The 23,852-nt window shown below is 71.2% G+C and carries 17 protein-coding genes; 10 read left to right on the top strand and 7 right to left on the bottom strand.

The window, feature by feature from the left end; all coding sequences use genetic code 11:
- Positions 1-102: 102 nt before the first annotated feature.
- Positions 103-2,301 carry an ATP-dependent DNA helicase gene (locus tag ABZ810_RS45665; RefSeq protein WP_358414391.1) on the bottom strand — a complete coding sequence of 733 codons (2,199 nt, stop codon included), beginning with the start codon at positions 2,299-2,301 and terminating at the stop codon, positions 103-105.
- Between the two features lie 94 nt (positions 2,302-2,395).
- Here ABZ810_RS45665 and ABZ810_RS45660 point away from each other — a divergent pair, with 94 nt between their 5' ends.
- Positions 2,396-3,415, top strand: a complete 1,020-nt coding sequence (locus ABZ810_RS45660) for an MlaD family protein (RefSeq protein ID WP_358414388.1) — start codon at positions 2,396-2,398, stop codon at positions 3,413-3,415.
- Between the two features lie 73 nt (positions 3,416-3,488).
- Complete coding sequence (locus ABZ810_RS45655; protein ID WP_358414385.1) at positions 3,489-5,105, top strand: sulfatase; 1,617 nt, start codon at positions 3,489-3,491, stop codon at positions 5,103-5,105.
- Positions 5,106-5,125: 20 nt separating this feature from the next.
- On the opposite strand, the gene ABZ810_RS45650 is transcribed toward ABZ810_RS45655, so the two are convergent.
- The 3 genes from ABZ810_RS45650 to ABZ810_RS45640 all read right to left on the bottom strand — a co-directional run bounded on the left by ABZ810_RS45650 (position 5,126) and on the right by ABZ810_RS45640 (position 8,711).
- Positions 5,126-6,331 carry a hypothetical protein gene (locus ABZ810_RS45650; RefSeq protein ID WP_358414382.1) on the bottom strand — a complete coding sequence of 402 codons (1,206 nt, stop codon included), beginning with the start codon at positions 6,329-6,331 and terminating at the stop codon, positions 5,126-5,128.
- A gap of 154 nt (positions 6,332-6,485) precedes the next feature.
- Positions 6,486-7,694, bottom strand: a complete 1,209-nt coding sequence (locus tag ABZ810_RS45645) for a helix-turn-helix domain-containing protein (protein ID WP_358414379.1) — start codon at positions 7,692-7,694, stop codon at positions 6,486-6,488.
- 414 nt (positions 7,695-8,108) lie between these two features.
- Entirely contained in the window at positions 8,109-8,711 is a 603-nt protein-coding gene (locus tag ABZ810_RS45640) for an SCP2 sterol-binding domain-containing protein (RefSeq protein ID WP_358414376.1), read from the bottom strand.
- Between the two features lie 326 nt (positions 8,712-9,037).
- Here ABZ810_RS45640 and ABZ810_RS45635 point away from each other — a divergent pair, with 326 nt between their 5' ends.
- Positions 9,038-9,862: a MerR family transcriptional regulator gene (locus ABZ810_RS45635; RefSeq protein ID WP_358414373.1), complete on the top strand. Its 825-nt coding sequence runs from the start codon at positions 9,038-9,040 to the stop codon at positions 9,860-9,862.
- Here the strand turns inward: ABZ810_RS45635 and ABZ810_RS45630 are convergent.
- Positions 9,802-11,085 carry a helix-turn-helix domain-containing protein gene (locus ABZ810_RS45630; RefSeq protein ID WP_358414371.1) on the bottom strand — a complete coding sequence of 428 codons (1,284 nt, stop codon included), beginning with the start codon at positions 11,083-11,085 and terminating at the stop codon, positions 9,802-9,804. The two genes, ABZ810_RS45635 and ABZ810_RS45630, sit on opposite strands and share 61 nt — an antisense overlap.
- Positions 11,086-11,627: 542 nt before the next feature.
- On the opposite strand from ABZ810_RS45630, the gene ABZ810_RS45625 reads away from it, so the two are divergent.
- Positions 11,628-11,783 (top strand): hypothetical protein, encoded by a 156-nt coding sequence (locus ABZ810_RS45625; protein WP_358414368.1) that lies wholly within the window; start codon positions 11,628-11,630, stop codon positions 11,781-11,783.
- Positions 11,784-11,869: 86 nt separating this feature from the next.
- On the opposite strand, the gene ABZ810_RS45620 is transcribed toward ABZ810_RS45625, so the two are convergent.
- Positions 11,870-13,105 carry a helix-turn-helix domain-containing protein gene (locus ABZ810_RS45620; RefSeq protein ID WP_358414365.1) on the bottom strand — a complete coding sequence of 412 codons (1,236 nt, stop codon included), beginning with the start codon at positions 13,103-13,105 and terminating at the stop codon, positions 11,870-11,872.
- Between the two features lie 341 nt (positions 13,106-13,446).
- The gene (locus tag ABZ810_RS45615; RefSeq protein WP_358414362.1) at positions 13,447-13,797 is read right to left on the bottom strand and encodes a hypothetical protein; all 351 of its coding nucleotides are present in this window, start codon (positions 13,795-13,797) and stop codon (positions 13,447-13,449) included.
- A 198-nt stretch (positions 13,798-13,995) separates the two neighbouring features.
- On the opposite strand from ABZ810_RS45615, the gene ABZ810_RS45610 reads away from it, so the two are divergent.
- From ABZ810_RS45610 to ABZ810_RS45585, 6 genes are all read left to right on the top strand, one after another.
- The gene (locus ABZ810_RS45610) at positions 13,996-14,958 is read left to right on the top strand and encodes an alpha/beta hydrolase (protein ID WP_358414360.1); all 963 of its coding nucleotides are present in this window, start codon (positions 13,996-13,998) and stop codon (positions 14,956-14,958) included.
- Positions 14,959-15,212: 254 nt separating this feature from the next.
- Positions 15,213-17,075: a fibronectin type III domain-containing protein gene (locus ABZ810_RS45605; protein WP_358414357.1), complete on the top strand. Its 1,863-nt coding sequence runs from the start codon at positions 15,213-15,215 to the stop codon at positions 17,073-17,075.
- Between the two features lie 35 nt (positions 17,076-17,110).
- Positions 17,111-17,587 (top strand): hypothetical protein, encoded by a 477-nt coding sequence (locus ABZ810_RS45600; protein WP_358414354.1) that lies wholly within the window; start codon positions 17,111-17,113, stop codon positions 17,585-17,587.
- 248 nt (positions 17,588-17,835) lie between these two features.
- Entirely contained in the window at positions 17,836-19,056 is a 1,221-nt protein-coding gene (locus ABZ810_RS45595) for a DUF6801 domain-containing protein (protein ID WP_358414352.1), read from the top strand.
- A gap of 97 nt (positions 19,057-19,153) precedes the next feature.
- A complete protein-coding gene (locus ABZ810_RS45590) occupies positions 19,154-22,750 on the top strand; it encodes a fibronectin type III domain-containing protein (protein ID WP_358414349.1) in 3,597 nt (1,198 codons plus the stop codon).
- A gap of 313 nt (positions 22,751-23,063) precedes the next feature.
- Complete coding sequence (locus ABZ810_RS45585; protein WP_358414346.1) at positions 23,064-23,591, top strand: hypothetical protein; 528 nt, start codon at positions 23,064-23,066, stop codon at positions 23,589-23,591.
- Positions 23,592-23,852 lie beyond the last annotated feature (261 nt).

Here is a 23,852-nt window from a genome sequence, read left to right as displayed (position 1 = left end):
TTGCGGCGCCGACATGAGTGTGGGCGCCGATTTTGGTGTTAACAAGACTTGTTTGTGATGAATGACAGTGTTAGTCCGATTTTCTGACGGCCCGATCCGCCGTCAGCCCGATTCGTCCGCGGTGGCGTCGAGGCGGCGGAGGGCGCCGCGGACGACGTCGGCGTCGGTGGTCGCCCAGAACGGGGGCAGCGACGATTTGAGGAAGCCGCCGTAGCGGGCGGTCGCCAGGCGCGGGTCGAGGATGGCGACCACGCCCTTGTCGTCCATCGAGCGCAGGAGGCGCCCCGCGCCCTGGGCGAGCAGGAGGGCGGCATGGGTGGCGGCGACCGCCATGAAGCCGTTGCCGCCGCGCGCCGCGACCGCGCGCTGGCGGGCCGAGGAGACCGGGTCGTCGGGGCGGGGGAACGGGATGCGATCCATGATCACGAGCCGGAGGGAGGGGCCGGGCACGTCCACGCCCTGCCACAGGGAGAGCGTGCCGAACAGGCACGTGCGCTCGTCCTCGGCGAACTGCTTGACCAGCTGGGACGTGGAATCCTCGCCCTGGCACAGCAGCGGGTGGGACAGGTGGTCCTTCAGCTCGTCGGCGGCCTGGCGGGCGGCCCGCATGGACGAGAAGAGGCCGAGCGTGCGGCCCCCGGCCGCCTCGATCAGCTCGGTGATCTCGGTGAGGTAGGCGTCGGCGAGGCCGTCGCGGCCGGGCTGGGGGAGATGCCGCGCGACGTAGAGGATGCCGGCCTTGGGGTGGTCGAACGGGGAGCCCACGTCGATGCCCGACCAGACGAGCTCCTTGTCCTCCGACTTCTTGGACTCGGGCTCGTCGTCGGCGGTGGCGGCCAGGCCCTCGGCCGCCGTGCGTGCCTCCGGGACCTTGGGTGCCTCCAGCGAGGGAAGCCCCCACTGGCGGGCCAGCGGCTCGAACGAGCCGCCCAGGGTGAGGGTCGCAGAGGTCAGGACGGCGGTGCGCTGCTCGAAGAGGGTGGTGCGCAGCAGGCCGCCGACGCCGATCGGAGCGACGTGCAGCGTCGGCGGGCGCTTGGGGCGGCCGTCCTGGACGAACGGCTTGTCGAGCCAGACGACGTCGAAGCGCGCCGCGATCTCCGGCTCGAACGACTCCAGGATGCGGACCGCCGTGTCGTGCAGGTCTTCCAGGGAGGAACGGGCGGCCTTGCGGGCCGCGGCGTCGGCGGGCTCGTGGTCCTTCTTCTCCGGGCCGAGCGCCGACAGGCACTTGTGGGCGGCGGCGCGCACACCCGCGAGGGAGGCGCCGACGGACTGGCCGAGGACGTCCATGCGGCCGGCGGGCATCTCCTCCAGCAGGAGCCCCAGGTCTTCGGCGGACGCCTTCAGGTCGTCGGCGAGACCCTCCTCGATCAGGCGGCCGCAGCGGCGCGCGGCGGTCTCGACGGCGGCGGCGCTGACGTCGCCGGTGGCGACCGAGGTGACGCGGTCGACCAGCTCGTGCGCCTCGTCCACGATCACGACGTCGTGCTCGGGCAGGACCTGGAACTCCTCGAGCGCGTCGATCGCCAGCAGCGCGTGGTTGGTGACGACGATGTGCGCCTCGCCGGCCTGGGCGCGGGCCAGCTCGGCGAAGCACTCGGTGCCCTGCGGGCAGCGGGTGGCGCCCAGGCATTCCTTGGCGGTCACGGCCACCTGCCGCCAGGCCTGCTCGTTCACGCCCGGCACGAGCTCGTCGCGGTCGCCGGTCCGCGTCTCCTCGGCCCACTCGTTCAGCCGCTTGACCTGCCGGCCGAGCGAGGACAGCTGCTGCGGGTCGAACAGGCTCTCGCTGCCGTCCTCGGGGTCGTCGGGCACGCCGGTCTGGACGCGGTGCAGGCACAGGTAGTTGCGGCGGCCCTTGAGGATCGCGTACTTCAGCTCCTTGCCCAGCAGCGGGCCGAGCGCCTGCGCCAGCCGGGGCAGGTCACGGTCGACGAGCTGGCGCTGGAGCGCGATGGTCGCGGTCGACACCACGACGGTGGTGCCCTTGTCGACCGCGTGCCTGATCGCCGGGACGAGGTAGGCCAGTGACTTGCCGGTGCCGGTGCCCGCCTGCGCGGCGAGATGGTCGCCGGACCGGATCGACCGTTCGACGGCCTCGGCCATCTCGACCTGACCTGGGCGTTCCGCCCCTCCGATGGCCTCGACGGCGGCGGCCAGCAGGGTCGCCGTGTCCGGAATCTGGGTGTCGCTGTGGGTCAGCAGATCTGGGGCGGGCACGTCGGCCAACGCTACCGGTCCGCGCGTGCTCTCGCTCCGGGTGCCGGTGCACGCCGTGAGAGGGATCACGCGCCTCATCGGTCACACGGGCATCAAATGCCCAACATAATGCAAGTGACCACTTACGGCGCGGGCCGCTCTCGGGCGGCCATGTAAGGGGAGTTCCCTCCAGATGACCGACTCGATGTCGGCGCGTTCCCGCGTGCTCTACTGCGCGCTCGGAACGGCCGTCCTGGTCGCGGCCGCCGGTACGGCCGTGATCGCCTCGACCCGTTCCCACGCGGGCTCGACGTACTACACCGCCGAGTTCGGGCGGGCGGGGCAGGGGCTGGACGCCAGGTCGGACGTCAAGGTCCGCGGGATCACGGTCGGCAACGTCGAGTCCGTGCGGCTCGGTCCCGACGGCAGGGTCACCGTGCGGCTGCGCGTCGAGAAAGGCGTCCAGGTGCCCGCCACCGCCGAGGCCCGGATCGACCCGGTGTCGCTGTTCGGGCCCAAGGAGATCGACCTCGACCTCGGCTCCGGCGCCGTCTCCGGGCCCTACCTGGCCGACGGCGCGCGGATCGCCAGGACCCAGGACCCGTCCGACCCGGCCGAGACCGCCCGGCCCGCCTACGAGCTGGCGAGCAGGATCGACCCGCAGGACGTCGCGACCCTGATGCACACGTTCTCGGCGGGCTTGTCCGGGCAGGGGCCGGCGCTGCGCCGCACCCTCGACAACGGCGCCCTGGTGATCGACCGGGCGCACGCGAACCGCGAGACGGTGCGCCGGCTCGTCTCCGACCTCGCCGGCCTCGGCGGCACGCTCGGCGACAGCGGCGAGCCGATCGTCGCCGCGGCGCGGGACGCCAGCGAGCTGGGCCCGCTGCTCACCGAACGCCCCGACAAGATCGGCCAGCTGCTCGACCAGGCCGGGCGGCTCTCCACCCAGGTCGGCGACGACCTGGACGCGTACGGCGGCGCGTTCGGCGGCCTGGTCGACGGGGCCGGTCGCGCGGCGCGCGTCGCCGCCCCCCAGAGCCGCAACATCATCGTCCTCATGGACGTGCTCAACGGGTTCTTCGGCGGTCTCGCCAACGTCATGACCGGGCCGGGCCCGAACGGCTACCGGCCCGCCGTGCTGCGCGGCCAGGCGCCGCTGAACGTCTGCCAGATCATCGTGGACGTCTGCCCGCCCGGACAGGGCGGGTAAAGAACGCTACGCAGCGTGACGACGTGCGGTTCACTGGGAAGAAGGGAGGAGTCACGCCGCACTGGGAGGTTCGTTGAACCGTGCCGTACGCCGCTTTCGCCGGGTACGCCGTCTCCGCCGGGTCCGCGCCGTCCGCCGCCGGACCTGGCTCGCCGCGCTCCTCGCGCCGCTCCTGCTGCTCCCGCTCGGGGGCCTGGCGGCCGGCGCGCCGCTGATGAAGCGCGGCGGCGCCCCGCCCAACATCGTGCTGGTGCTCGCCGACGACCTCGACCGCACGGACCTGGGGCTCTTCCCCAACATCGACCGCCTGCGGCGCGAGGGCACCAGCCTGAGCAACTTCATCGTCTCCGACTCGTGGTGCTGCCCGTCGCGGTCGTCGATCCTGCGCTCGCAGTTCGTGCACAGCCACCGCGTGCTGACCAACAACCCGCCCAACGGGGGTTTCCCGGAGTTCCACGCCCGCGGGCTCGACCGGTCGACGATCGGCACCTGGCTGCGCCCGGCGGGATACCGGACGGGCTTCATGGGCAAGTTCCTCAACGGCTATCCGCGGACGGCGAGCCCCGCGTACGTGCCGCCGGGGTGGGACGAGTGGCACGTGCCGGCGCCGCGCCGCATGTACCAGCAGCGCGGCTACCAGCTCATCGAGCAGGGCTTCCCCGTCGCCTACGGCAACGGCCCGCAGGACCACCTGGACGACGTCCTCGCGCGCAAGGCCGTCTCGTTCGTGCACGAGTCGCCCAAGGACAAGCCGTTCTTCCTCTACCTGTCGCCGATCGCCCCGCACGGCCCCGCCGCCTACGCGCAGCGGCACGCGCGGGCCTTCCCGAACGCCAGGGCGCCCCGGACCCCTTCGTTCAACCGCGCGGTCCAGACGCCCAGGAAGACGGCCAAGGCGCCGGGTCGGCAGGCCGAGCCGCGCTGGCTCAGCACCAAGCCCAGGCTCGGCGCCCAGGACATCAGCAGGATCGACCGCGTGCACCGCAACCGGCTCCGGTCGATGCTCGCGGTCGACGACATGGTCGGCGCGCTGATGAAGAGCCTGCGCGACACCGGCCGGCTGCGGAACACCTACGTGTTCTTCACCTCCGACAACGGCTTCCACCTCGGCCAGCACCGGCTGCCGCCGGGCAAGACCACGCCGTTCGAGGAGGACATCCGGGTGCCGATGCTGGTGCGCGGGCCGGGCGTCCCGGCGGGACGGTCGGTGCCCGCGATGGCCGGGACGGTCGATCTCGCGCCGACGTTCGCGCGGCTCGCGGGGGCCCGCATCCCCGCGTACGCGGAGGGACGCCCCCTGACCCCGCTGCTGCGCGGACGCGAGCCGCGCGGGTGGCGCCGCGCGATGCTCGTGGAGTTCTTCGCCGGGCGCGCCAAGAACAACCCCGAGGGGCCCGACTGCGACACCCGGGACGAACGCGGCAGGGGATGCCCGCTGCCGCCGACGTACGCGGCGCTGCGCACCGCACGCCACACCTACGTGGAGTACGTGACCGGCGAACGCCAGCTGTTCGATCTCGCGGCCGACCCGCACCAGCTGCGGAACCTGATGGCCGATCCCGCCCTGGCGGGCAAGGGGCGGGCGCCGGGGGCCGAACGGCTGCGGGCCCGCGTCCAGCGCCTGTCGGGCTGGCTGGGCCGCTACCGCGCGTGCTCCGGCGCGTCCTGCCGCCGGGCCGACCGGGGCTGAACGCGGCCCCGGCCGGAGGGTCAGGGCGTGGCGGGGCGGCGATCCCGCCTGCGCGGAGCCACATTCCGCGCAGGCGGCGCCGCGTGCCGCCCCTGCTGGGACGGCTTGGCCTGCCGGGACGACGGTGACGGCCTGCCCTGCTTGCCGGGCGCGCCCTGCTTGGATGGCTTGGCCTGCTTGCTCGGCGTGCCCTGCTTGCCCCGCTTGGACGCCGGCGGCGTGCTCCCGGCCAGCGTGGAGACCGCGGGGGCGAGTTGCAGGCGGCCGGGCCGGGGCCGGGTCCTGTCGTCCCGGCGGGCCAGGCGCACCCGGAGGAGGATGAGCCAGCCCCCGGTCATGAGCGCGGCCAGCCAGCCCGCCTGCACCGAGTACAGGTCGTCGCGCCCGAGGTCGGTGACGGTGTTGCCGCGCAGCGCGGCCGACTTGAGCGGCGAACCGGTGAGCGGCGCGCCCGCGATCTGGGGTGTGGCGACCGGGGGCAGGGCGACCTGCGGGCCCGGCGGCAGCGTCGGCGCCACGGTGCTGCCGGGCGGCAGCGAGGGCACGGTCCCGGCCGGGAACGTCCCGGCGCTGGTGCCGGGCGGTACGGACCCCGAGCCGGCGGCGGTCACGGTGAAGGTCGTGGTGGCCGTCACGTTCGAGGCGCGGCCGGCCGAGGCGGTGGCGACCAGCGTGATCGTCCCGGCCGCCGCGTTCGCCGGGACCCGCACGACGGCGAGCGCGGTACGGCCGCCCGAGACCGTGCCCAGGTTCTGCGAGGACGGCGAGGTCGTCGCCCCCGAGGACGTCAGGCGCACCACGGTGCCGCCGGCCTTGGCCCGCGACGCCGACACCCGCATCGTCGCCGTCAGCGAGCCGCCGGGCGCCGCCGAGACCGCGGAGAGCGACAGGCTCAGCGAGAGCTTCGGCGCGGGGGAGGGCTGCCCCGGCGTGGGGGTCGGGTCCGGCGGGTCGGGGGTGTCGGTCGGCGTCGGGGTGGGCGTCGGCGTCGGATCCGGGTCGTCGGTCGGCGTCGGGGTGGGCGTCGGCTCCTCGCTCGGCGCCGGGGTCTCCCCGGCGGGCTCGCCGCTGGTGCCGGGTGCCGGCTCGGCGTCGCCGAACTCGCTCATCGGGCTGTTGGAGGACGAGGGGCCCGGCAGGCTCGCCGTCACGGCGACGACGGACGCGGTGCCGATGCCGACCGCGAGGACGGACCCCGCCACTTTCAGCGAGCGCTCTGCACGCACATTTCCGCCCATCTCCGATGGCTGACAAGAATGGAAGTGAAAAGGATCGGACCATGTGCCGGGGAACGCGGGCAAGGCTCTGGTGGAGAGTCTGTTGCCGGGTGCGCACCGCCGGTTTCACCGCGCGCCCGGCATTGTCACCGGGCGCGCATTTTCAGGCGCCCGTGGCGCGCTGCCGCAGGTGCATCGCGCGCAGCACCACCTCGATGCCGAACCGCGTCTCCGGATCCTGCAGCCGGTCGCCGAGGGTGCGTTCGAGCTGGCGCATCCGGTAGCGCACGGTCTGCGGGTGGACGTGGAGCTTGTCGGCCATCTCGGCGGCCGTCCCGCGGGTCACCAGCCACACCCGCAGCGTCTCGACGAGCCGCTCGTACTGCGCCGGCGTCAGGTCGTTCATGACCGCCAGCTGGCGTTTGGCGAGCTGCTCGATCAGCGGGATGTCCGACAGCAGCCACAACGTGACCAGGTGGTCCTCGCACAACGTCAGCGGGCCGTCGTCGAGGACGCCGCGCCTGGCCAGCGCGAGCGTCTGCCGGGCCCAGCGCAGCGAGTCGGCGGCGCGGGCGATCGGGACGGTGAGACCGACGGCGGCTCGGTGGTCGGGCAGCGCGGCCTTCAGCATGGCGAGCCGGCCCGGGGTCAGGGGGCCGGGCAGCAGCAGGTGCGGGGAGGACGACTCGAAGTCGACCAGCACGTCCCCGTCGAGGGTGGCGCGCACGTACCGCGCGCTCGGCTGGGTCGCGACCAGGACCACCTCGTCCGGCACCTTCCAGCCGGCCGACTCGGCGAGGTCGCGGATGGCGGCCTTGGCGGCGGACGGGCCCTCGAGGATCAGCCGCAGCAGCCGCCGGCGCCGTTCGTCCACGATCGCGACCGGGCTCTGCTTGGCCTGGACGTAGCCGTCCAGGGCCAGCGCGGCGAGCCGGTCCATGTAGGCGAAGACGGTGTCGGCGAGCCCCGACATGACCGCGGCGGACACGTCGAACCGCGGCGCCGCCTTCATGATCCGGCGCCATGCGACCTGGCCGCTGATGCGGAACGCGGCCTGGAGGCAGTCCAGGCTGCGGCCCTCGTGCGCCTCGAGCTGGCCGAGGCGGCGGCAGGCCTCCTCGTGCGCCGCGCGCACGCCGGCCGGGTCGGCGATCTGGTCGACGAACGCGGCGAGGTGCCGTTCGACGGTCGTCCGCAGGGCCTGGCCGTACGGGCCCTCCAGCGGACGGGCGTACTCGGGGATGTTGCGGCGGATCTCGGTGATGATCTCCTCGGTCAGGCTGGGCAGTTCAGGTCGCATCAGCGAGGCGAGCCCTCGGGGGACGGGGAGCGAAGGATCGTCCAACGCTCCCGGCTCAAGAGTCTGCGTCATCTGGACACACCTCCGTCACCGCCGTCGTCGGGCCGCGGGACCGCTCCCTGGCGGGGCCGCCACCTGGACCGGTCCGGCCTGCTCGCCGGCGGTAGCACGAGACCACGACGGGGGGTGGGACGCGCCGAGCGGGGGACCCCTGCGCACCGTTCCAGTCGTGGTCCAGGACACCTCGAAAGTTAGATGAGATCGCCGCCGCGCTGTACTAAGCCGCTGCCAAAGAAAAGCGGCCAAATGTAAGTGAATGTACATAGAAACCGACCGGATCGGCTGGAGGCCGGAGGGGTCGGCGACAATCCTGGAACGCAGTTCTAGAAGGGGTGATGCTCATCCGGTGATAAACCGCCGGGTGGTCCTTGTGGGAAAGTGCGCCGTTCTCCGTCCCCCGCCGTGCGGCGAGGGACGGCCGGGGCGTCAGGCGGCGGTGTTGAAGGCCTGCGGGAGCTTGGCGCCGAAGAGCATGTCGCCGGACAGCTTGATCTTGCTGTGCATGAACGCGGTGATGCCGTCGAGCGTGCCCGCGCAGAGCCGCAGCAGGTCCGGGCTCGACATGGTGAGGGTGGTGCGGGCCTTGGGGGCGGGGCCGCTGGAGCCGTGCGCCCGGCCGTCGCCGATGTCGAGGTGGTAGACCTTCTCGCCGTCGGGGGTGGTGATGTGCCACTCCACCGTGCCGCTGTCGGAGCCGACCTTCTCCGCCAGGAAATGGTCGCCCATGAGGGCGAAGACGCGGTCGAGCATCGTGTCGGTGCCGGCCTTGGTGATGAAACGGTCGATCAGCGCGTCGTCGCCGCCGGACAGGTCGAGGAACCGCTTGAGCTCCGACGGGCTGCCGATGCCGGCGGCCAGGGTGCCGAGCACGGACGGGTCGATCTTCTCCACCAGCGTCGGGAAGTCGCCCGGCTCCAGTTGTGCCAGCACCTCGCCGATCTCCTTCGCCGTCAGGTCCCCGAGCAGGTTCTGGAGCTGTTCGGGGCTGCTCTCGGCGATCAGGGTCCGGGCGTCGCTCAGGTCGGCCATGAGAACCTCCATCAATCTATGAGACATGGATGACTGTCACGCAGTTTCGAGGTAATGACATGGGTCGTCAAGACGCATAACGAGGCCGACAACGTCCCAGTGCTGCTCGTCGTCCAGTGCGCTGAAAAATTGGAGAACGGATGATAAAAATGCCGATCTCGATGTGACATCGGTCGATGAGACGTCCGTCACCGCCCCACAGCTGGGGAGTACGATATGACCGCCACGTGCGGCTCGTCCGACGGCACGGCGGTTCGGACGGGTTGCGGACGGTCCAGGGCGACGGCCGGGGAGACGTGAAGTAGCGGGCATGGCTGAGTACCGAAATGGCTGAGTACCGAATCGACGACCTGGCGCGGGAGGTCGGGACCACGGTCCGCCACGTTCGCGGGTTCCAGGAGCGCGGGCTGCTCCCGCCGCCCCGGATGCAGGGCAGGGTCGGCTTCTACGACGACTCGCACCTGGCCCGGATCCGCGTCATCGGGCAGCTCCAGGAGCGCGGCTACACGCTGGCGAGCATCGCCGAGATGCTCACCGCCTGGGAGCGCGGCCACAACCTGAGCGACCTGCTCGGCCTGGAGCAGGTGCTGACCGACCGGTGGTCCAGCGAGGAGCCCACCGCCATGACGCTGGCCGAGGTCGTGCGCACGTTCGTGCCCGGCTACCCGGTCGGGGAGCTCGACGGCCGCGCGCCCCGCGATCTGCCGGACCTGGCGCCCGACCTCCGGCGTGCCGAGGAGCTGGGCTTCATCCGCTGGACGGGCGAACGTTTCGACATCCCCAGCCCGGCGTTGTTCGCGGTCGGCGCCGAGCTCGTCGTGTCCGGCATCCCGCTGCACGCGGTCTTCGAGATCGCCGAGGCGCTGCGCGGCGACTGCGACGCCATCGCGCGCCGGTTCGTCCAGCTGACGGTCGACCACGCCGGTCTCGGCGACATCGTCGGCCACTCGCGGCGGCAGGACTTCCGCGAGGTCGCCGACCTCGTGCAGCGCCTGCGGCCGATGGGCATCCGCGCCGTCCAGGGCCTGCTCGCCGGGTCGCTGCACGTCGAGATCCAGGCCGAGCTCGGCCGCCAGATGGAGCAGATCGCTCAACAGGCGCGCACCACGCCGGACCCGGCGCCGCCGGCGTCACCGGCGTCACCAGGCTGAGCGACGAACCACGGCGGGTCGGCACCGGGCGCCGCCTCGGCCAGCCACGCCCGCAGCACCATCAGCAGCTCCAGGTGCAGCGCCGGGTCGTGCAGGGAGTCGCCGAAGAGCTCCTCCAGCCTGCGCATCCGGAGCCGGACCGTCTGCGGGTGGACGTGCAGCCGTTCGGCCGCCGCGGCGGAATGGTGGCCGCACTCGAGCACCGCCGACAACGTCTCGGCGAACCGGTACCGCTGCTTGGGGCGCAGCTCCAGCAGGGGCGCGAGCCGCCGCGCGGCCGTGCCGGCGACCAGGTCCCGGTTGCGCAGGACGGAGAGCGTCGGCAGATGCTCGGTCGCCACGATGAGCCGGTCGCCGGGGACGAGCCCGCGCACGCCGAGCGACAACGCCTGCCGCGCCCAGTGCAGTGACCGGGCGAGCCGGTCGACCGGGACCGCGGGGCCGACGGCGGCGAGCCGCCCGCGCAGCATGTTCTCCAGGGCGCGGCGGCGGCCGGGCCCTTCCGGATCGGGCACGACGAGGCACGGCTGGGTCCGGTGCCGCCCGTCCAGCACGTCGGCCGGCGGGCCGAGCCGCCAGGGCGGGCCCGGGTCACCGCCGCGCAGCGCGACGACCGCGGCCCGCCGCGGGACCGGCCATCCGGCCCCGGCCGCCAGCTCGGTCACCTCGTCCGCCGCGGGCGGCGGACCCTCGACGAGCCGCTCGATCAGCACGCGCCGCCGGTGCAGGCCGGTGTCGAACGCCTCGCCGGCCGTCTCGGCGTGCCCCTGGGCGGCGGCGCGGGTGAGCCGGTTGAGATAGGCGAAGGCCTCCTCGATGACCTGGCCGTACACCGCGGTCGGGATGTCGACCGCCGTCATCGCCTGCGCCAGGTGGCGCACGGCGGTCCGCGCGCTGACGTTGACGGCGGCCTGCCATTCGCGCAGTCCGCGGCCGGCCTCGGCCTCCAGCGAGCCGACCTTGCGGAAGAACTCGGCGACCTGCCCGGACGGCGGCCCGGACCGTTCGATCAGCTCGACGAACTGGTCGACGGCATGGCCGGTGGCGATCTCGATGCCCTGCGCGCAGCCGTCGCCGGCGTACTCGGGGACCTTGCGCCGGACCTCCGCGACCGCCTCCCGCACGATCTCCGGGACCACGCGGCGCACGGTGAGCGACAGCCGGAGTTGCGAGTCGAGGTCGAGGTCAAGGTCGAGCTCGATGGTCTGGCCTGGACCGTCCATCCGCGCACCCCTTCCGCTGGACGTCCCTCCAGACGCGAGTCTCATGGATCTATGTACCGTGGATTTACGTCACAACCGTGCACGGCACGTTTCGCCGATGTCAAGGACCCGCGGCCTCCGGCGGAGCTCTCCGGGAACGCCTATCAATTGATGAGCAGGAATTGTCGGCACTGGGTCACTCGATGACTTTTCCGGGTCTCTTGCCCCTCACTACCGTGGCGGGTGATGGTGGCACGGACGGGCGCCGCCGGACGTGCCGCCATCATCTCGATCCCCTGAATCGGCAACACTCACCGGTGGGGTGTCTTCACCGCCGGTAGTAGTCGATCATGCGGGGGCCGGATGAGCAGGGGGAGCGGCGTACGCTACCGGGTCGAGCGGATCGCGCTGGCCGTCATGGCACTGGCCGGTATCGGAGTCCTTCTCGCCGATCTCCTCGGCTGGCTCGACAGACTGGCGCCGGGCGGCACCCTGCCCCAGGTCACGCTGCTCGTTCTCAGCACCGTGACGGTGTTCCTCCTACTCGAAGTCGACCGCCTCAAATGCTCGACAACGTCAATGCGCAACTTTCCAAGCTCGATATCGAGGGGCCCGCGCTCGAACGCCGGCGAGAACATTACGGCGGCGTGGTCCAGGTGCACCGGCGCTTCCCGAGCCCGAGTTCAAACGGCGTCTGGACGACGCGGTCCGGGAGGTGACCATCCTCCAGACCGGCGCGGGCGGCTCGCCGGCGGGAGGGCCCGTCCCGGCCGCGTGAAGGCGCGGCCGGGACGGGCGTTCTCCGTCAGGCGGTGCGGTCGCCCGGCCGGCGGGCGGTCACCCGCTCCTGGAGCGACATCGCCCGCAGGACGGCCTCGATGCCGAACCGCGTCTCGGGGTCCTTCAGCTGGTCGCCGAGGCTCTGCTCGATCCGCCGCATCCGGTAGCGCACCGTCTGCGGGTGGATGAAGAGGTGCTGGCCGATCTCGGCGGCGGTGCCGCGGGTGATCAGCCAGGCCTGGAGGGTCTCGGTGATGCGCTCGCGCTGCCCGGCTGTCATCGCGTCCAGGCTGGCCAGCTCGCGGCGGGCGATCTGGCCGATGAGCTCGGTGTCCGACAGCAGCCACAACGTGACCAGGTGGTCCTCGCACGCCACCACCGGGCCGTCGTCGATGACGCCCCGTTCGGCCAGGTCGAGCGCCTTGCGCGCCCACCGCAGCGAGTCCGGCGCCCGCACCGGCTGGACGGCGAGCCCGGCGGCGAGCTGCCGTCCCGGGATCGCCGCGCGCAGCATGGCCTTCCGCGCCAGCGTGAGCGGCCCCGGGATCAGCAGGTAGGGCTCGGGCCCCTCCAGGTCCAGCAGCACGTCCTCGTCCAGCGCGGCAGGCGCGCACCGCACGCCCGGCCGGGTCGCCACCAGCGTCACCTGCTCGGGGATCTTCCAGCGCAGCGACTCGGCGAGCTCGGTGATGAGCGGCGCGTTCCCGGCGGAGTCCTCCACCAGGAGCTGGAGCAGCCGGCGCCGGCGACCGTCCATCGCGCCCGCCGGGTGCGTCTTGGCCTCGGCGTAGCCGTTCAGGGACAACGCCACGAGCTCGTCCAGATAGGTGAAGACCGCGTCCGCCAGCCGCGACATGACCGACGACGACAGCTCGTGGCGGGGCGCGATCTTCATCAGCCGCCGCCAGGCGACCTGGCCGCCGATCCGGAACGCCGCCTGGAGGGAGTCCAGGCTGCGGCCCTCGTGCGCCTCGATGCGGCCGAGCTTGCGGCAGATGTTCTCGATGCCGTTCTTGGCGGCCGCGCCGTGCGGCACGGCGATGCGGTCGACGAACGTGGCCAGGCCCTCCTGCACGCCGAGGCGCAGCACGTGGCCGAACGGCCCGTCGATCGACCCCGTGTACTCGGGGATGTTCCGCCGGATCTCGGTGACGATCTCTTCGGCCAGGCTCGGCAGCTCGGGCCGCAGGATCGGGGCCAGCCGCCGGGGCAGGGGGAGTGTCGGATCCTCCAGGAGCCCGGGCTCGAGAATCTCAGTCATGGGTGGCACCTCCGTACCCACCGGCCGCGCCGCGTGGTCGGCCGGCGCGGGCGGGGCACCCGACGGCGGCCTTCCGACATTGCCGGTGGTCACCAGCGATCACGACCCGGGGGTGGGACGCATCGAGCGGGGACCCATGCGCCGGTCCGGCCGTGATCCAGGACACTCCGAAGTGTGTCCCGCGATGCGCACTTTCTCTCTATCGCGAATGAACGCTCCTGCGAAAAAATGCTCACGCAGGTTAATAGCGCGCGGCCTGGCCCTACCCTCCGGCCGGCCGTCACTCCGCCGTGGACAATTTCCGCGGGAGCATTGTCATTCGCCGCTAAACGCGGGTGCGCTCAGGGCGTGGGGGAGGCCATGCGCTTCATGCAGGCGGCGAACGCCTTCTGGATCTTGGCCTTGTCGGCGTCCGGCGGGGGAGTCCAGTTGTCGCCCCTGCCGGGGATGTCCACGCCGTTCCGGCGCATGCACGCGGCGAACGAGGCGCTCACCTGGGGCGCCGGCGGCGCCGAGCGCGGTGTCGCGGGCGGCGGCGGAGCGGAGGTCACGGGGCCGGGCGACGAGCTGGGGGCCGCCGGCGACGCGGCCGGGGGCGCCGCCCCCTCCGGGCCGCCGTCACCGCCGTCCCCGCCGCCGCAGGCCGACAGGAGGAGAACGGCCGACAGGCCGATGACCGGCGCGAGCTTCACGGGACATCATTCCTTCGGGGTGGGCGGCATCCGACACTAGGCACCCCTCCGGAGCCCGTCGACGCACTCGGCGACGGGTCTGGACGCCGTCTTTGTCAGGCGTCTTCGCCTTCTGTTGTTTGGCACGAGATGAGCAGCTTCGTTCCGTCGCCGGTCCTTACGATCGGGTGATTCCACCCGGGGCCGAAGGAGCGTGGCATGGATCCCGTGATCGAGGAGCGCCCGGGCCACAGCAAGCAGGCCCGCCGGTTCGCGCGCTTCATGAAGTACGCCATCCGGCCGATCTTCTTCTACAGCCCGCTGACGCCGCTCATGTTGCGCGCCGCGATCGTCCTGGACCTCGCAGCCCCGCTCCTCATGCGCCGCTCGCGCGACACCGAGATCGAGCGTGTGCGGCTGGACGGCTTCCACGGCGAGTGGATCCGGCCCGCCGGGATCGCCATCAACGACCGGGTCGTCCTGTACCTGCACGGCGGCGGCTTCTTCTGCTGCGGGCTGCGCACGCACCGCAAGCTCGTCGAACGCATCGCCAGGCGTTCCGACGCGGCGGCCTTCTCGGTCGCGTACCGCCAGCTTCCGGGCGCGCCGCTCACCACCTCGATGGCCGACGCCCTCGCCGCGTACCGCTGGCTCCTCGACCAGGGGCACGCCCCCGGGAACATCGTGGTCGCGGGCGACTCCGCGGGCGGCTTCCTCGCGTTCACCACCGCCATCACCGCGCTGAAGACGGGACTCCCCGCCCCGGCGGGCATCGTCGCGCTCTCGCCCCTGGTCGACCTCGACCACGAGAGGCGCGCCGGCTACCCGCACACGAGGAAGGACGTGTACGTCCCCGTCCACCGCCTGAAGGGCCTGAAGAAGCTGCTGCTGAAGGGCGCGGCCGAGGGCGACCCCCTGCCGTCCCCCTGCGACCAGGACCTCCAGAACCTCCCGCCGGTCCTCATCCAGGTCGGCTCCTGCGAGGGCCTGCGCTGGGACGCCGAGCTCATGGCCGAACGCCTGGCCGCGGCCGGGGTCCCGCACCGCCTCCAGATCTGGGAGAACCAGATCCACGTCTTCCCGGCCTTCGCCGGCGTCATCCCCGAAGGCCACCAGGCCATCGACGAGATCTCCGCGTTCGTCCGGGAGGCCGCGGGGAGGCCCGCCGACGCCGCCGCCTGACCGGGGCCGCATCGTGTCCCGCCGAATGGCCTTCCATTCGGCGGAAAACGCGCGACTGTCATCGAGTGATAAATAACCCCGCCCTTTTGTATTCGGGCGAGTGCGGTGCCGCGTAGCAGCGAATGAGCAGGTGGCCGGGCATGTTTGCTCACCGGATGCCAAATGTGACGCGGATGTGGTGTTCGGTATTACGCCGCGGTTAATTGCCTCTCTACTCTTGGGCGGCAGTCCCCCGTTCCGTACGAGAGGCGGCAATGAACGTCAGGATCATCTCGGGTTGGCGCCGGGCCGGCTGGGCCCTCGTCGCCGCCGCGGGACTCGTCTGCGGCCTTCTCGCCGTCGTCACCGTCGTGTCGCGCCCGGCCCCGGCCGCGGCCGCCCCGGAGGGGGTCACGATGCGGTTCCGGTGCGAGTTCCCCCTCATCGGAGCCCAGGACCTCGACATCACCATCAAGACCAACATGCCCAAGGTGGCGGTGGTCGGTGAGCGGCCGGTGCCGCGGATCATCTTCGACACCGTGTCGATGATCAACGACAAGACCACGAACGGGCTCCGGACGCTCGACGCCGCCACATTGTCGGGCACGGCCCTGGCCCGGTCGGCCGCGGTCACGCCCGAGTACCCGAACGGCGTCTCGGTCGCCCCGCGCGCGGAGATCGCCAAGTCGAGCATCCCGCCGGCCGGCGCGTTCAAGGTCCCGGCCTCGGGCTCGACGGTCGGCCTGGCCTTCGAGGAGCCGGGTGCAGGCAGGCTCGTCCTGCGGGAGCTGGTCCTCTTTCCGATCCTGCGCAAGGCGGACGGCAGCCCCACCGACTTCGAGGACGGGCTGGAGGTGCCCTGCGCGCGCACGTCGGGAAGCGACCTGCTGGCCGAGTTCACCATCGTCGCGGAGGACACGCAGCCGCCCGGCACGCCGGGCAGGCCGAGCGTCACCGCGCAGACGGGGACCACCGCGTCGCTGAAGTGGGGTGCGGCGAGCGACGACATCGGCGTCAGCGGCTACAACGTCTACGACGGCACCAAGAAGGTGCTCAGCACCTACGGCCCGGACACCACGGCCACGCTCACCGGCCTGACGCCCGAGTCGGCGCACACCTTCACCGTCACGGCGCGCGACTTCTACGGCAACGAGTCCGAGCCGAGCGACCCGGTCACGGTCCAGCTGGGGCCGGACGTGCCGGAACGGGTGCCGCCGACCACGCCGGGGGACCCGTCGGCGACCCACGTCGGCGGCATCTGGGTCCGGCTGAAGTGGGGCGCCTCCACCGACAACGTCGGCGTCGCCTTCTACGACATCTACAACGGCGGGAAGCTCGCCGCCTCGTTCCCCGGCACCGGCGAACCCGAGGGGTGGGTCGAGGGGCTCCAGCCGCTGACGTCGTACACCTTCGCCGTCCGTGCCCGGGACGCGGCGGGCAACGTGTCGCCGTTCAGCAGGCCGGTCACCGTCCGCACGCTCAAGGGCGCGCCCCAGGGATGCGGCGAGTACCCGGACGCCCCGGCCGACCTCGCCTCGCGGGGATGCGTCTACATGTCGGGGTTCAACAACGTCCAGAAGCTCGACGGCGCGGCGATCGTCAACGACCCGCGGCAGGGCCCGGCGTTCGCGAACGTGGCGTTCAAGACCGTCGAGCAGAAGTACGTCAAGGCCAGGTTCAGGTTCACCCGCCCGCTCCGGTCCACGACCACGTTCCTCACGTTCGGGTTCATGCCGACCACGGCGACGATGGAGCTCACCCAGATCGGCGACGGCTCGCTCGAGGGCGAGTACAAGGGCGACGGCTACGACATCAAGGCGTCGGCGACGATGCGGGTGCGCATCTACGACGCGACGGCCAACGGCGCCCCGGTGAACGTGGGCGCCCGCTGCCAGACCGGGACGCCGATGAAGATCGGGCTCACCGCGAGCCCGGCCGACTACAAGGACATCCTCGAAGGCGGCGTGCTGAAGGGCACGACGGCGATCCCCGCCTTCGCCGGGTGCGGGGTGGGCGAGGACCTCGATCCGCTGTTCACCGGGGCGGTCTCCGGCAGCGGCAACCTGATCAAGATCAAGCAGGGGCCGATCTGCAAGAAGGAGACGGCCGAATGCCTGCCCGTCGACCCGGTGCGCTGAACCGGGAGCCGGCGCCGTGCGAAGGAGAATTGTCAATGAGAGCGTGGACGAGGTCGTTCGGAATCGTCGCCTTCGCCGGGGCGCTGTTCTTCGCCGCCGGCTGCGGGGGAGACGAGGGGCCCGGGCCTGACTCCGCCGATCCGGCGAAGGTGTCCGGAGCGCCCGCGACGAACGCGGGAAATGGCGTGCCGACGACGGCGCTCGACGCCGAGAAGCGCGCCGCGGAGGCCAAGCAGAAGCTCACCGAATGTATGCGGAAGCAGGGCATGAAAGGGCTTCCGAGCCCCGGCGCGAGCCTGTCTCCGCAGGAGCGGGAGGCGGCCCAGAAGTGCGCGGCGCAGATGTTCATGAGCTCCGACTCCGGCCTCCAGTCCAAGATCGAGGCGCTCCGGACCTGCATGAAGGAGAAGGGGGCTCCCGTCCCCGCGGCCGGGGAGCCCTTCCTGCCCAAGACCGATGACCCCAAGGTGGCCGCCGCGATGAAGGCCTGCCAGAAGAGCGGATCCGGCTGACCCTCTCGGCCGCTCCGGTGGCCTGAACTGTCATCGGACGACAAATAACTCAGAAGAATGCTCCGGACGTGAATATCGGCATGTCCGGAGAGTTCGACGAGCCAGATAAATGCTTTGGGAAACAGTGAGTGTAGGCCCGAAAAGTTTGTCACGTGGGCCTGATGACCAATTGTCTACTCGGGAGTAGTTTACGTTCCCGAAACGTCTGTGATGTGCACCACTACACATCAACCTTGGGAGAGGTACGAGTGCAGAAGAAATCAGCACGGCTCAGGACGGGAATCGTCCTCGGCGCGGCCACCGGCCTCGTCGCCGGCCTCACCGGCGCGATGGGTGCGGGCACGGCCTCCGCGGCCCCCTCCGCCGCTGCCGCCGCCAAATCGCTCACCTACACCTGTAACTACCCCCTCATCGGGAAGCGCCAGGTCAAGGTCGACATCGAGACCAACGTCGCGAGCAAGATCGGCGTGAACCAGAGCAGCGGCAAGATCCAGGTGAACTTCACCGCGACGCTGGGCGCGGACACCACCGACGGCCTGAACGCCGTGGACGGCGCCACGATCGAGGGCGCGGCGGACGCGAAGGCCAACATCGTCGGCCCGGGCTACCCCAACGGCCTCAACGTCAACATTAAGAACGCCATCCAGCCGGCGTCCATCCCCGCGAGCGGGCCCTTCCAGCTCAAGGGTTACGGCGAGGCCCCGGCGGTGACCTTCGAGGAGGCCGGCCAGGTCGTCGCGAAGCTCGGCGCGATGGACTTCACCATCCTCCTGAAGAAGAAGGACGGCGGCCCCGCCGCCCTCGGCACGTTCAAGGCAGCGTGCACCCAGGACGCCGGCCAGGACCCGACCGTGGTCACGGCCGAGATCGTCGACGGCGACCAGACGCTGCCGCCCGCCCTGCCGGTCCCGTCGTACTTCCCCTACTCCGCCGCCCCCGTGGCGCCCGGCGTGCTGAAGTACGGCTTCAACCTCAAGGGCGAGTCGTTCATCAAGAACGCCAACGGCAAGGTGCCGCTCACCGGCAACATCGGCGTCGACGTGGACGGCGCCACCGGCGCCATCACCGGCGACCTGGTGCTCAACAAGACCTCCGGCCAGATGAACATCCTGGGCTTCCTGCCCGTCACCGCCGAGGTCGACTTCGAGCAGATCGGCAAGACCACCGGCACCTACGCCAACGGTGAGATCGCCACCACCTCGACCATGAACGTGAAGATGCCGAACTTCCTGGTGTTCGGCGCCATCCCGGTCGGCGGCGGCGCGAACTGCAAGACCACCGAGCCCTCCGTGGTCAAGCTCACCTCCGCCGGCGGCCAGTTCTTCAACCCGAAGACCGGCGGCGCGATCAGCACCAAGGACTACAAGATCGCCGCGATCAAGGACTGCGGTCCCCTCGAGGGCATCCTCAGCCTCTTCGCCGCCGGCACCGGCAACACGATCGACCTCAACCTCACCCCCAAGGCCTGACCTCCGGCCCCGACCCCCTGACCAGGGCAGCGCCCCCGGCGCCGGCACGTCCGGTGCCGGGGGCGGCCCGACCTGTCTCACAAACGAGAGGTAGCAGGTGAAACGTAAGAGATCGTTCAGGAGAGTCAGGACCACCGCGGTCCTGGCCGCCGCGAGCATGGCCGTGTCCGGCCTGGTCGGCGTGGTAGGGACGGGAACCGCCTCGGCGGAGCCGGTCTCGCTGTCGCTCGGCTACCGATGCAACTACCCGCTGATCGGCACGAAGGACATCACCGCCGACATCACCTCCGACATCCCCAAGTCGGTCCAGGTGGGCGAGGCGGTCCCGCGCTTCGTGGTCAACGCGACCACGACGATCGGCGCGGACACCACCGAGGGCCTGTACACGATGAACGCCGCCACGATCGAGGGCTCGGCCGTGGCGCAGGCGCGTGTGTACACCCCCGACTTCCCCAACGGCGTCGGTGCGAACACCACCGTCGCGCTGGAGAAGACCAACGTCCCCGAGTCCGGCCCGTTCTCGGTCAAGGCCACCGGCCAGACCCCCTCCCTGACGTTCGACACGGCCGGCTGGGGCCAGATCAACGTCGGCAACATCACGCTGACGGTCACCCCGAAGGACGCGGCCGGCAACCCGACCGCGCTGGGCACGCTGAACGTCACGTGCTACCAGAAGCCGAACCAGGACAACGTCCTGGCTCAGGTGGAGATCACCGAGAGCGGTGCCCCCAGCGGCGGCCCGGCGCCCGCGAAGGTCAACCGGCCGACGCCGCAGGGCACCGAGCCGGGCACCAAGACCTACGAGCCGCGCCTCAACGAGATCACCCTCAACTACACCTGCCCGTACCCGCTGATCGGCCGGCACCCCCTTTCGGTGAAGGCCTCGATCGACTACCCGGCGCAGATCCCGCTCAACACCTACGCGCCGCGGATCGCGATCCAGTCGGTCAGCACGACGGACCCGGAGACCACCGAGGGCCTGCTGACGCTCGACCCGCCCGTGAAGACGGTCGAGGGCACGGCGCTGGCCTGGTCCACGCTCCGGGCACCTGAGGTCCCCGGGACGGCCGGCCTGCTCGCCCGGGTGAAGCTGCCGATCAACAAGACCGAGATCCCGCCGGGTCCGCCGTACCAGCCGCTGGTGATCCCGGCCGCCGGTGGGGCGCCGCAGCTGGTCTTCGCCCAGGCGGGCGACGCCTCGCTGTCGGTGGAGAAGATCGACCTGACCCTGACGCCGCGGCTCGCGGACGGCTCGCCGCACCCCGACCTCGGCACGTTCACCCGGACCTGCACGCTGGTCGCGGGCCAGGACAACATCATCAGCCGGTTCACGATCGGTGACTCGACCCCGCAGCCGCCCGCCGCGGTCACGGGTCTTGCGGTCGACGGTGCCGCCACCGACACGACCGTGCCGCTGAAGTGGAACGCCTCGCAGGGCGCGACCAGCTACACCGTCTACAACGGTGACACCAAGGTCGCCGAGAACGTCACCGGCACCTCGTACACGGTGACCGGCCTCGAGGCGGGCAAGCAGTACACGCTCAAGGTCGTGGCCGTGAACGCGGCCGGGGCCTCGCCTCCCGCGGAGGTCCAGGCGACCACGATCCTGCAGAAGCCGGCCGCGGTCACCGGTCTCCAGGCGACGGCCAAGACGCACAACACCGTGACCCTGGCCTGGAGCGAGGCGGCCCGCGCCACCTCGTACACCGTGAAGTACGGCGACCAGACCAAGGAGGTCACCGGCACCACCGCGGTGATCGACGGCCTGACCCCGAACACCGACTACACCTTCTCGGTGGCCGGCGTGAACGGCGCCGGTCCCGGCGACGCGGCGACGGTCGCGCAGAAGACCGACCCCGAGCCGGTCCAGGTGCCGGCCGCGGTGACCGGTCTCGAGGCGACCGGCAAGACCCACAACACCGTGTCCCTCAAGTGGAACGCCGCCACCGGCGCGGAGTCGTACACCGTGTCGTACGCGGGCAACACCGAAGAGGTCACCGGTGGCGCCACCACGGTCACCATCGCCGGCCTGACCCCCGACACCGACTACAGCTTCTCGGTGGCCGGCAAGAACAGCGCAGGCACCGGCGGCGCGGCGACGGTCTCGCAGAAGACCGACACCGAGCCCGTCGTCAAGCCCGTGCCGGTGACCGGTCTCGAGTCGACCGGCAAGTCCCACAACACGGTATCGCTGAAGTGGAACGCCGCCGCGGGCGCGGACAAGTACGTCGTGACCTACGGCGACCAGTCCAAGGAGGTCGTCGGTGGCGCCACCGAGACCACCGTCGAGGGCCTGACGCCGGAGACCGACTACACCTTCTCCGTCGCCGGCGTGAACAGCGCGGGCGCCGGTGACGCCGCCCAGGTCAACGTGAAGACCGACCCGGCGCCGGACGAGAAGCCGGCCGACCTGACCGGCCTGACCGTGACCGGCAAGACGCACAACACCGTGACGCTCGGCTGGAACGCCGCCGCGCGGGCGACCTCGTACAAGGTCACCTACGGCGACCAGACCAAGGACGTCGCCGGTGGCGCCACCACCGTCACCATCGACGGCCTGACCCCGGCCACCGACTACACCTTCTCGGTCGCCGGAGTGAACACCGCCGGCACCGGCGGTGCCGCCACCGCCACCGCGAAGACCGACCAGGAGCCGGACCAGAAGCCCGGCGCCGTCAACGGTCTCGAGGTGACCGGCAGCACCTTCGACTCGGTGTCGCTGAAGTGGAACCCGGCCGACCGCGCCGACAAGTACAAGGTCGACTGGGGTTCGGGGGCCGAGGAGGTCACCGCCACCTCGTACACCGTCAAGGGCCTCAGCCCGCTGACCGACTACAAGGTCACCGTCACCGGCGTGAACGACCACGGCACCGGTACGCCGGCCGAGGTCAGCGTCAAGACCCCGGCCAAGCCGGACGTCACGGCCCCCTCGGTCCCGGCCGACGTCAAGGCCGCCGTCGCGGGCAGCACCGTCAACCTCACCTGGGCCGCGGCCAAGGACGAGGACGGCGGTTCGGGCCTGGCCGGGTACGTGCTGTACCAGAACGGCCAGAAGGTGCCCGGTGTGATCACCGAGCCGAAGAAGGCGGTGACCGGTCTCGCGGCCGGCACCTACACCTTCGAGGTCGCGGCGGCCGACAAGGCCGGCAACGAGTCCGGCCGCAGCACCCCGCCGACCACCGCGAAGATCGACCCGCCCGCGGGTGGCAACACCTACGGGCTCGCCGGCACGTCCGCCATCAAGGGCGCGAACGGCAAGGTCGGCCTCAGCGGCTCGGTCACCGCGGTGATCGACGGCGGCAAGGTCAGCGCCGATCTGACGCTGAACCCGGCCACCGGGACGTTCTCGATCTTCGGGTTCATCCCGGCCACGGCCAACATCACCTTCGTGCCGCAGGGCAAGACGACCGGCACCGTGTCCGGTTCCGCCCTGTCCACCGAGACCAAGACGATCGTCAAGGTCCCGGTCGTGAAGGTGTTCGGCATGGAGGTCGGCGGCGGTGCGAACTGCCAGACCGGCTCCGCCGCCACCATCCCGCTGAAGTCCACCGACTGGAACGTGGGCACCGGCGGGACGCTCAAGGGCACCTACACGCTGCCCGCCCTCACGGGCTGCGGCCCGCTCACCCAGATCATCAGCGCGCTCGTCGCCGGTCCTGGGAACACCGTCGACCTGAAGGCCACCAAGAAGTGACACCCGGCCACTGATCGTCAGGTCATGAACGGAGCCCCCGCCGCCGCGTCAGGCGGCGGCGGGGGCGCCCCGGACCCCGATCCCCCGGCCCTTCGACCACGGCCACCCGTCTTGACGTGATCTTGCAGAGCTCGGCGCAGGAGCTGTCGGATCACGCCGGAACGGGAGCACTCGGCCGGTGAACTCATCACCGAATGACAAAGAATTCCCGGGCGGCTTTCCTGGGCCAACATTCCTGCTGCGCGACTGTTGGCGGACTCGCCCTCGTCTGTAACATTCCCGGCACATCGGGAAGTGCATAAGGAGAAGAAACATGGTGCGACGCATGTTCTGCGGGATCGCGCTCGCCGGCCTGGTGGTCCTCCCGATGTCCGCCTGCGGCGGAGACGACGACAAGCCCGACCCCAAGGTCGCCTGGGCCGCCAAGGTCTGCGACGGCGTCAAGAAGAACACCAGGAAGGTGCAGGCGCCGGCGCTGGACCCGAAGAACGCCAGGAAGTCGCAGACCGCGATCCTCGGCTTCCTCGGCGACATGAACGACCAGCTGTCGGCGCAGGCGACCAGCCTGAGCGCCGCCGGCGCGCCGCCGGTGGGGGCGACGGCCTACCGGACCGCCCTGGCCAACCTGACGCAGGTCCGCGACGAGCTGACCTCCGTCACGGCCAGCATCGAGAAGACCAGGGTCACCGACATGAAGTCGCTCACCAGGGCGCTCGGCTCCCACCAGACCAGGATGAGCGGGTTCAACTCCTACCAGGGCCCCGCCAAGGAGCTCAGGGCCAACGTGGAACTCAACACCGCCTTCAGCGACGCCCCGCAGTGCAACGGCGTCGGAATCTGAGTTTGTCAGTTTCCTGACAATGACCGGCGCCCCGGAAGTCGAATTTGTGGGGCGGCCCGCATAGTCCGGCAAGGGGCCGGGCACTAGCGTGAACTAAAAGGCTTTCATTGCCTGCCGAAATGGCTTTTGGAGATCATCTCCATAAGCTTGGAGCGGTGAATGAAAAAGCGTTGTGAGGAGCCCGTGAAAAGCATCGAGACCCCGCCCGCCGGGGGCCGGTCGTGACGAGTCAGACGGCTCGGGCGCTGGCGTTCCCGGTCA

It is taken from the genome of Spirillospora sp. NPDC047279 (assembly GCF_040643285.1).
Classification (GTDB): Bacteria; Actinomycetota; Actinomycetes; order Streptosporangiales; family Streptosporangiaceae; genus Spirillospora.
Note: the sequence above shows the minus strand (reverse complement) of the source record. Positions and strands in the feature narration are given on the sequence as shown.

Bases quoted from the DNA above. Each gene is read 5' to 3' on its own strand.
- ABZ810_RS45665 (WP_358414391.1), bottom strand. From the start codon at position 2,301: ATGAGGCGCGTGATCCCTCTCACGGCGTGCACCGGCACCCGGAGCGAG.
- ABZ810_RS45660 (WP_358414388.1), top strand. From the start codon at position 2,396: ATGACCGACTCGATGTCGGCGCGTTCCCGCGTGCTCTACTGCGCGCTC.
- ABZ810_RS45645 (WP_358414379.1), bottom strand. From the start codon at position 7,694: ATGACGCAGACTCTTGAGCCGGGAGCGTTGGACGATCCTTCGCTCCCC.
- ABZ810_RS45640 (WP_358414376.1), bottom strand. From the start codon at position 8,711: ATGGCCGACCTGAGCGACGCCCGGACCCTGATCGCCGAGAGCAGCCCC.
- ABZ810_RS45635 (WP_358414373.1), top strand. From the start codon at position 9,038: ATGGCTGAGTACCGAATCGACGACCTGGCGCGGGAGGTCGGGACCACG.
- ABZ810_RS45630 (WP_358414371.1), bottom strand. From the start codon at position 11,085: ATGGACGGTCCAGGCCAGACCATCGAGCTCGACCTTGACCTCGACCTC.
- ABZ810_RS45625 (WP_358414368.1), top strand. From the start codon at position 11,628: ATGCTCGACAACGTCAATGCGCAACTTTCCAAGCTCGATATCGAGGGG.
- ABZ810_RS45620 (WP_358414365.1), bottom strand. From the start codon at position 13,105: ATGACTGAGATTCTCGAGCCCGGGCTCCTGGAGGATCCGACACTCCCC.
- ABZ810_RS45610 (WP_358414360.1), top strand. From the start codon at position 13,996: ATGGATCCCGTGATCGAGGAGCGCCCGGGCCACAGCAAGCAGGCCCGC.
- ABZ810_RS45605 (WP_358414357.1), top strand. From the start codon at position 15,213: ATGAACGTCAGGATCATCTCGGGTTGGCGCCGGGCCGGCTGGGCCCTC.
- ABZ810_RS45600 (WP_358414354.1), top strand. From the start codon at position 17,111: ATGAGAGCGTGGACGAGGTCGTTCGGAATCGTCGCCTTCGCCGGGGCG.
- ABZ810_RS45585 (WP_358414346.1), top strand. From the start codon at position 23,064: ATGGTGCGACGCATGTTCTGCGGGATCGCGCTCGCCGGCCTGGTGGTC.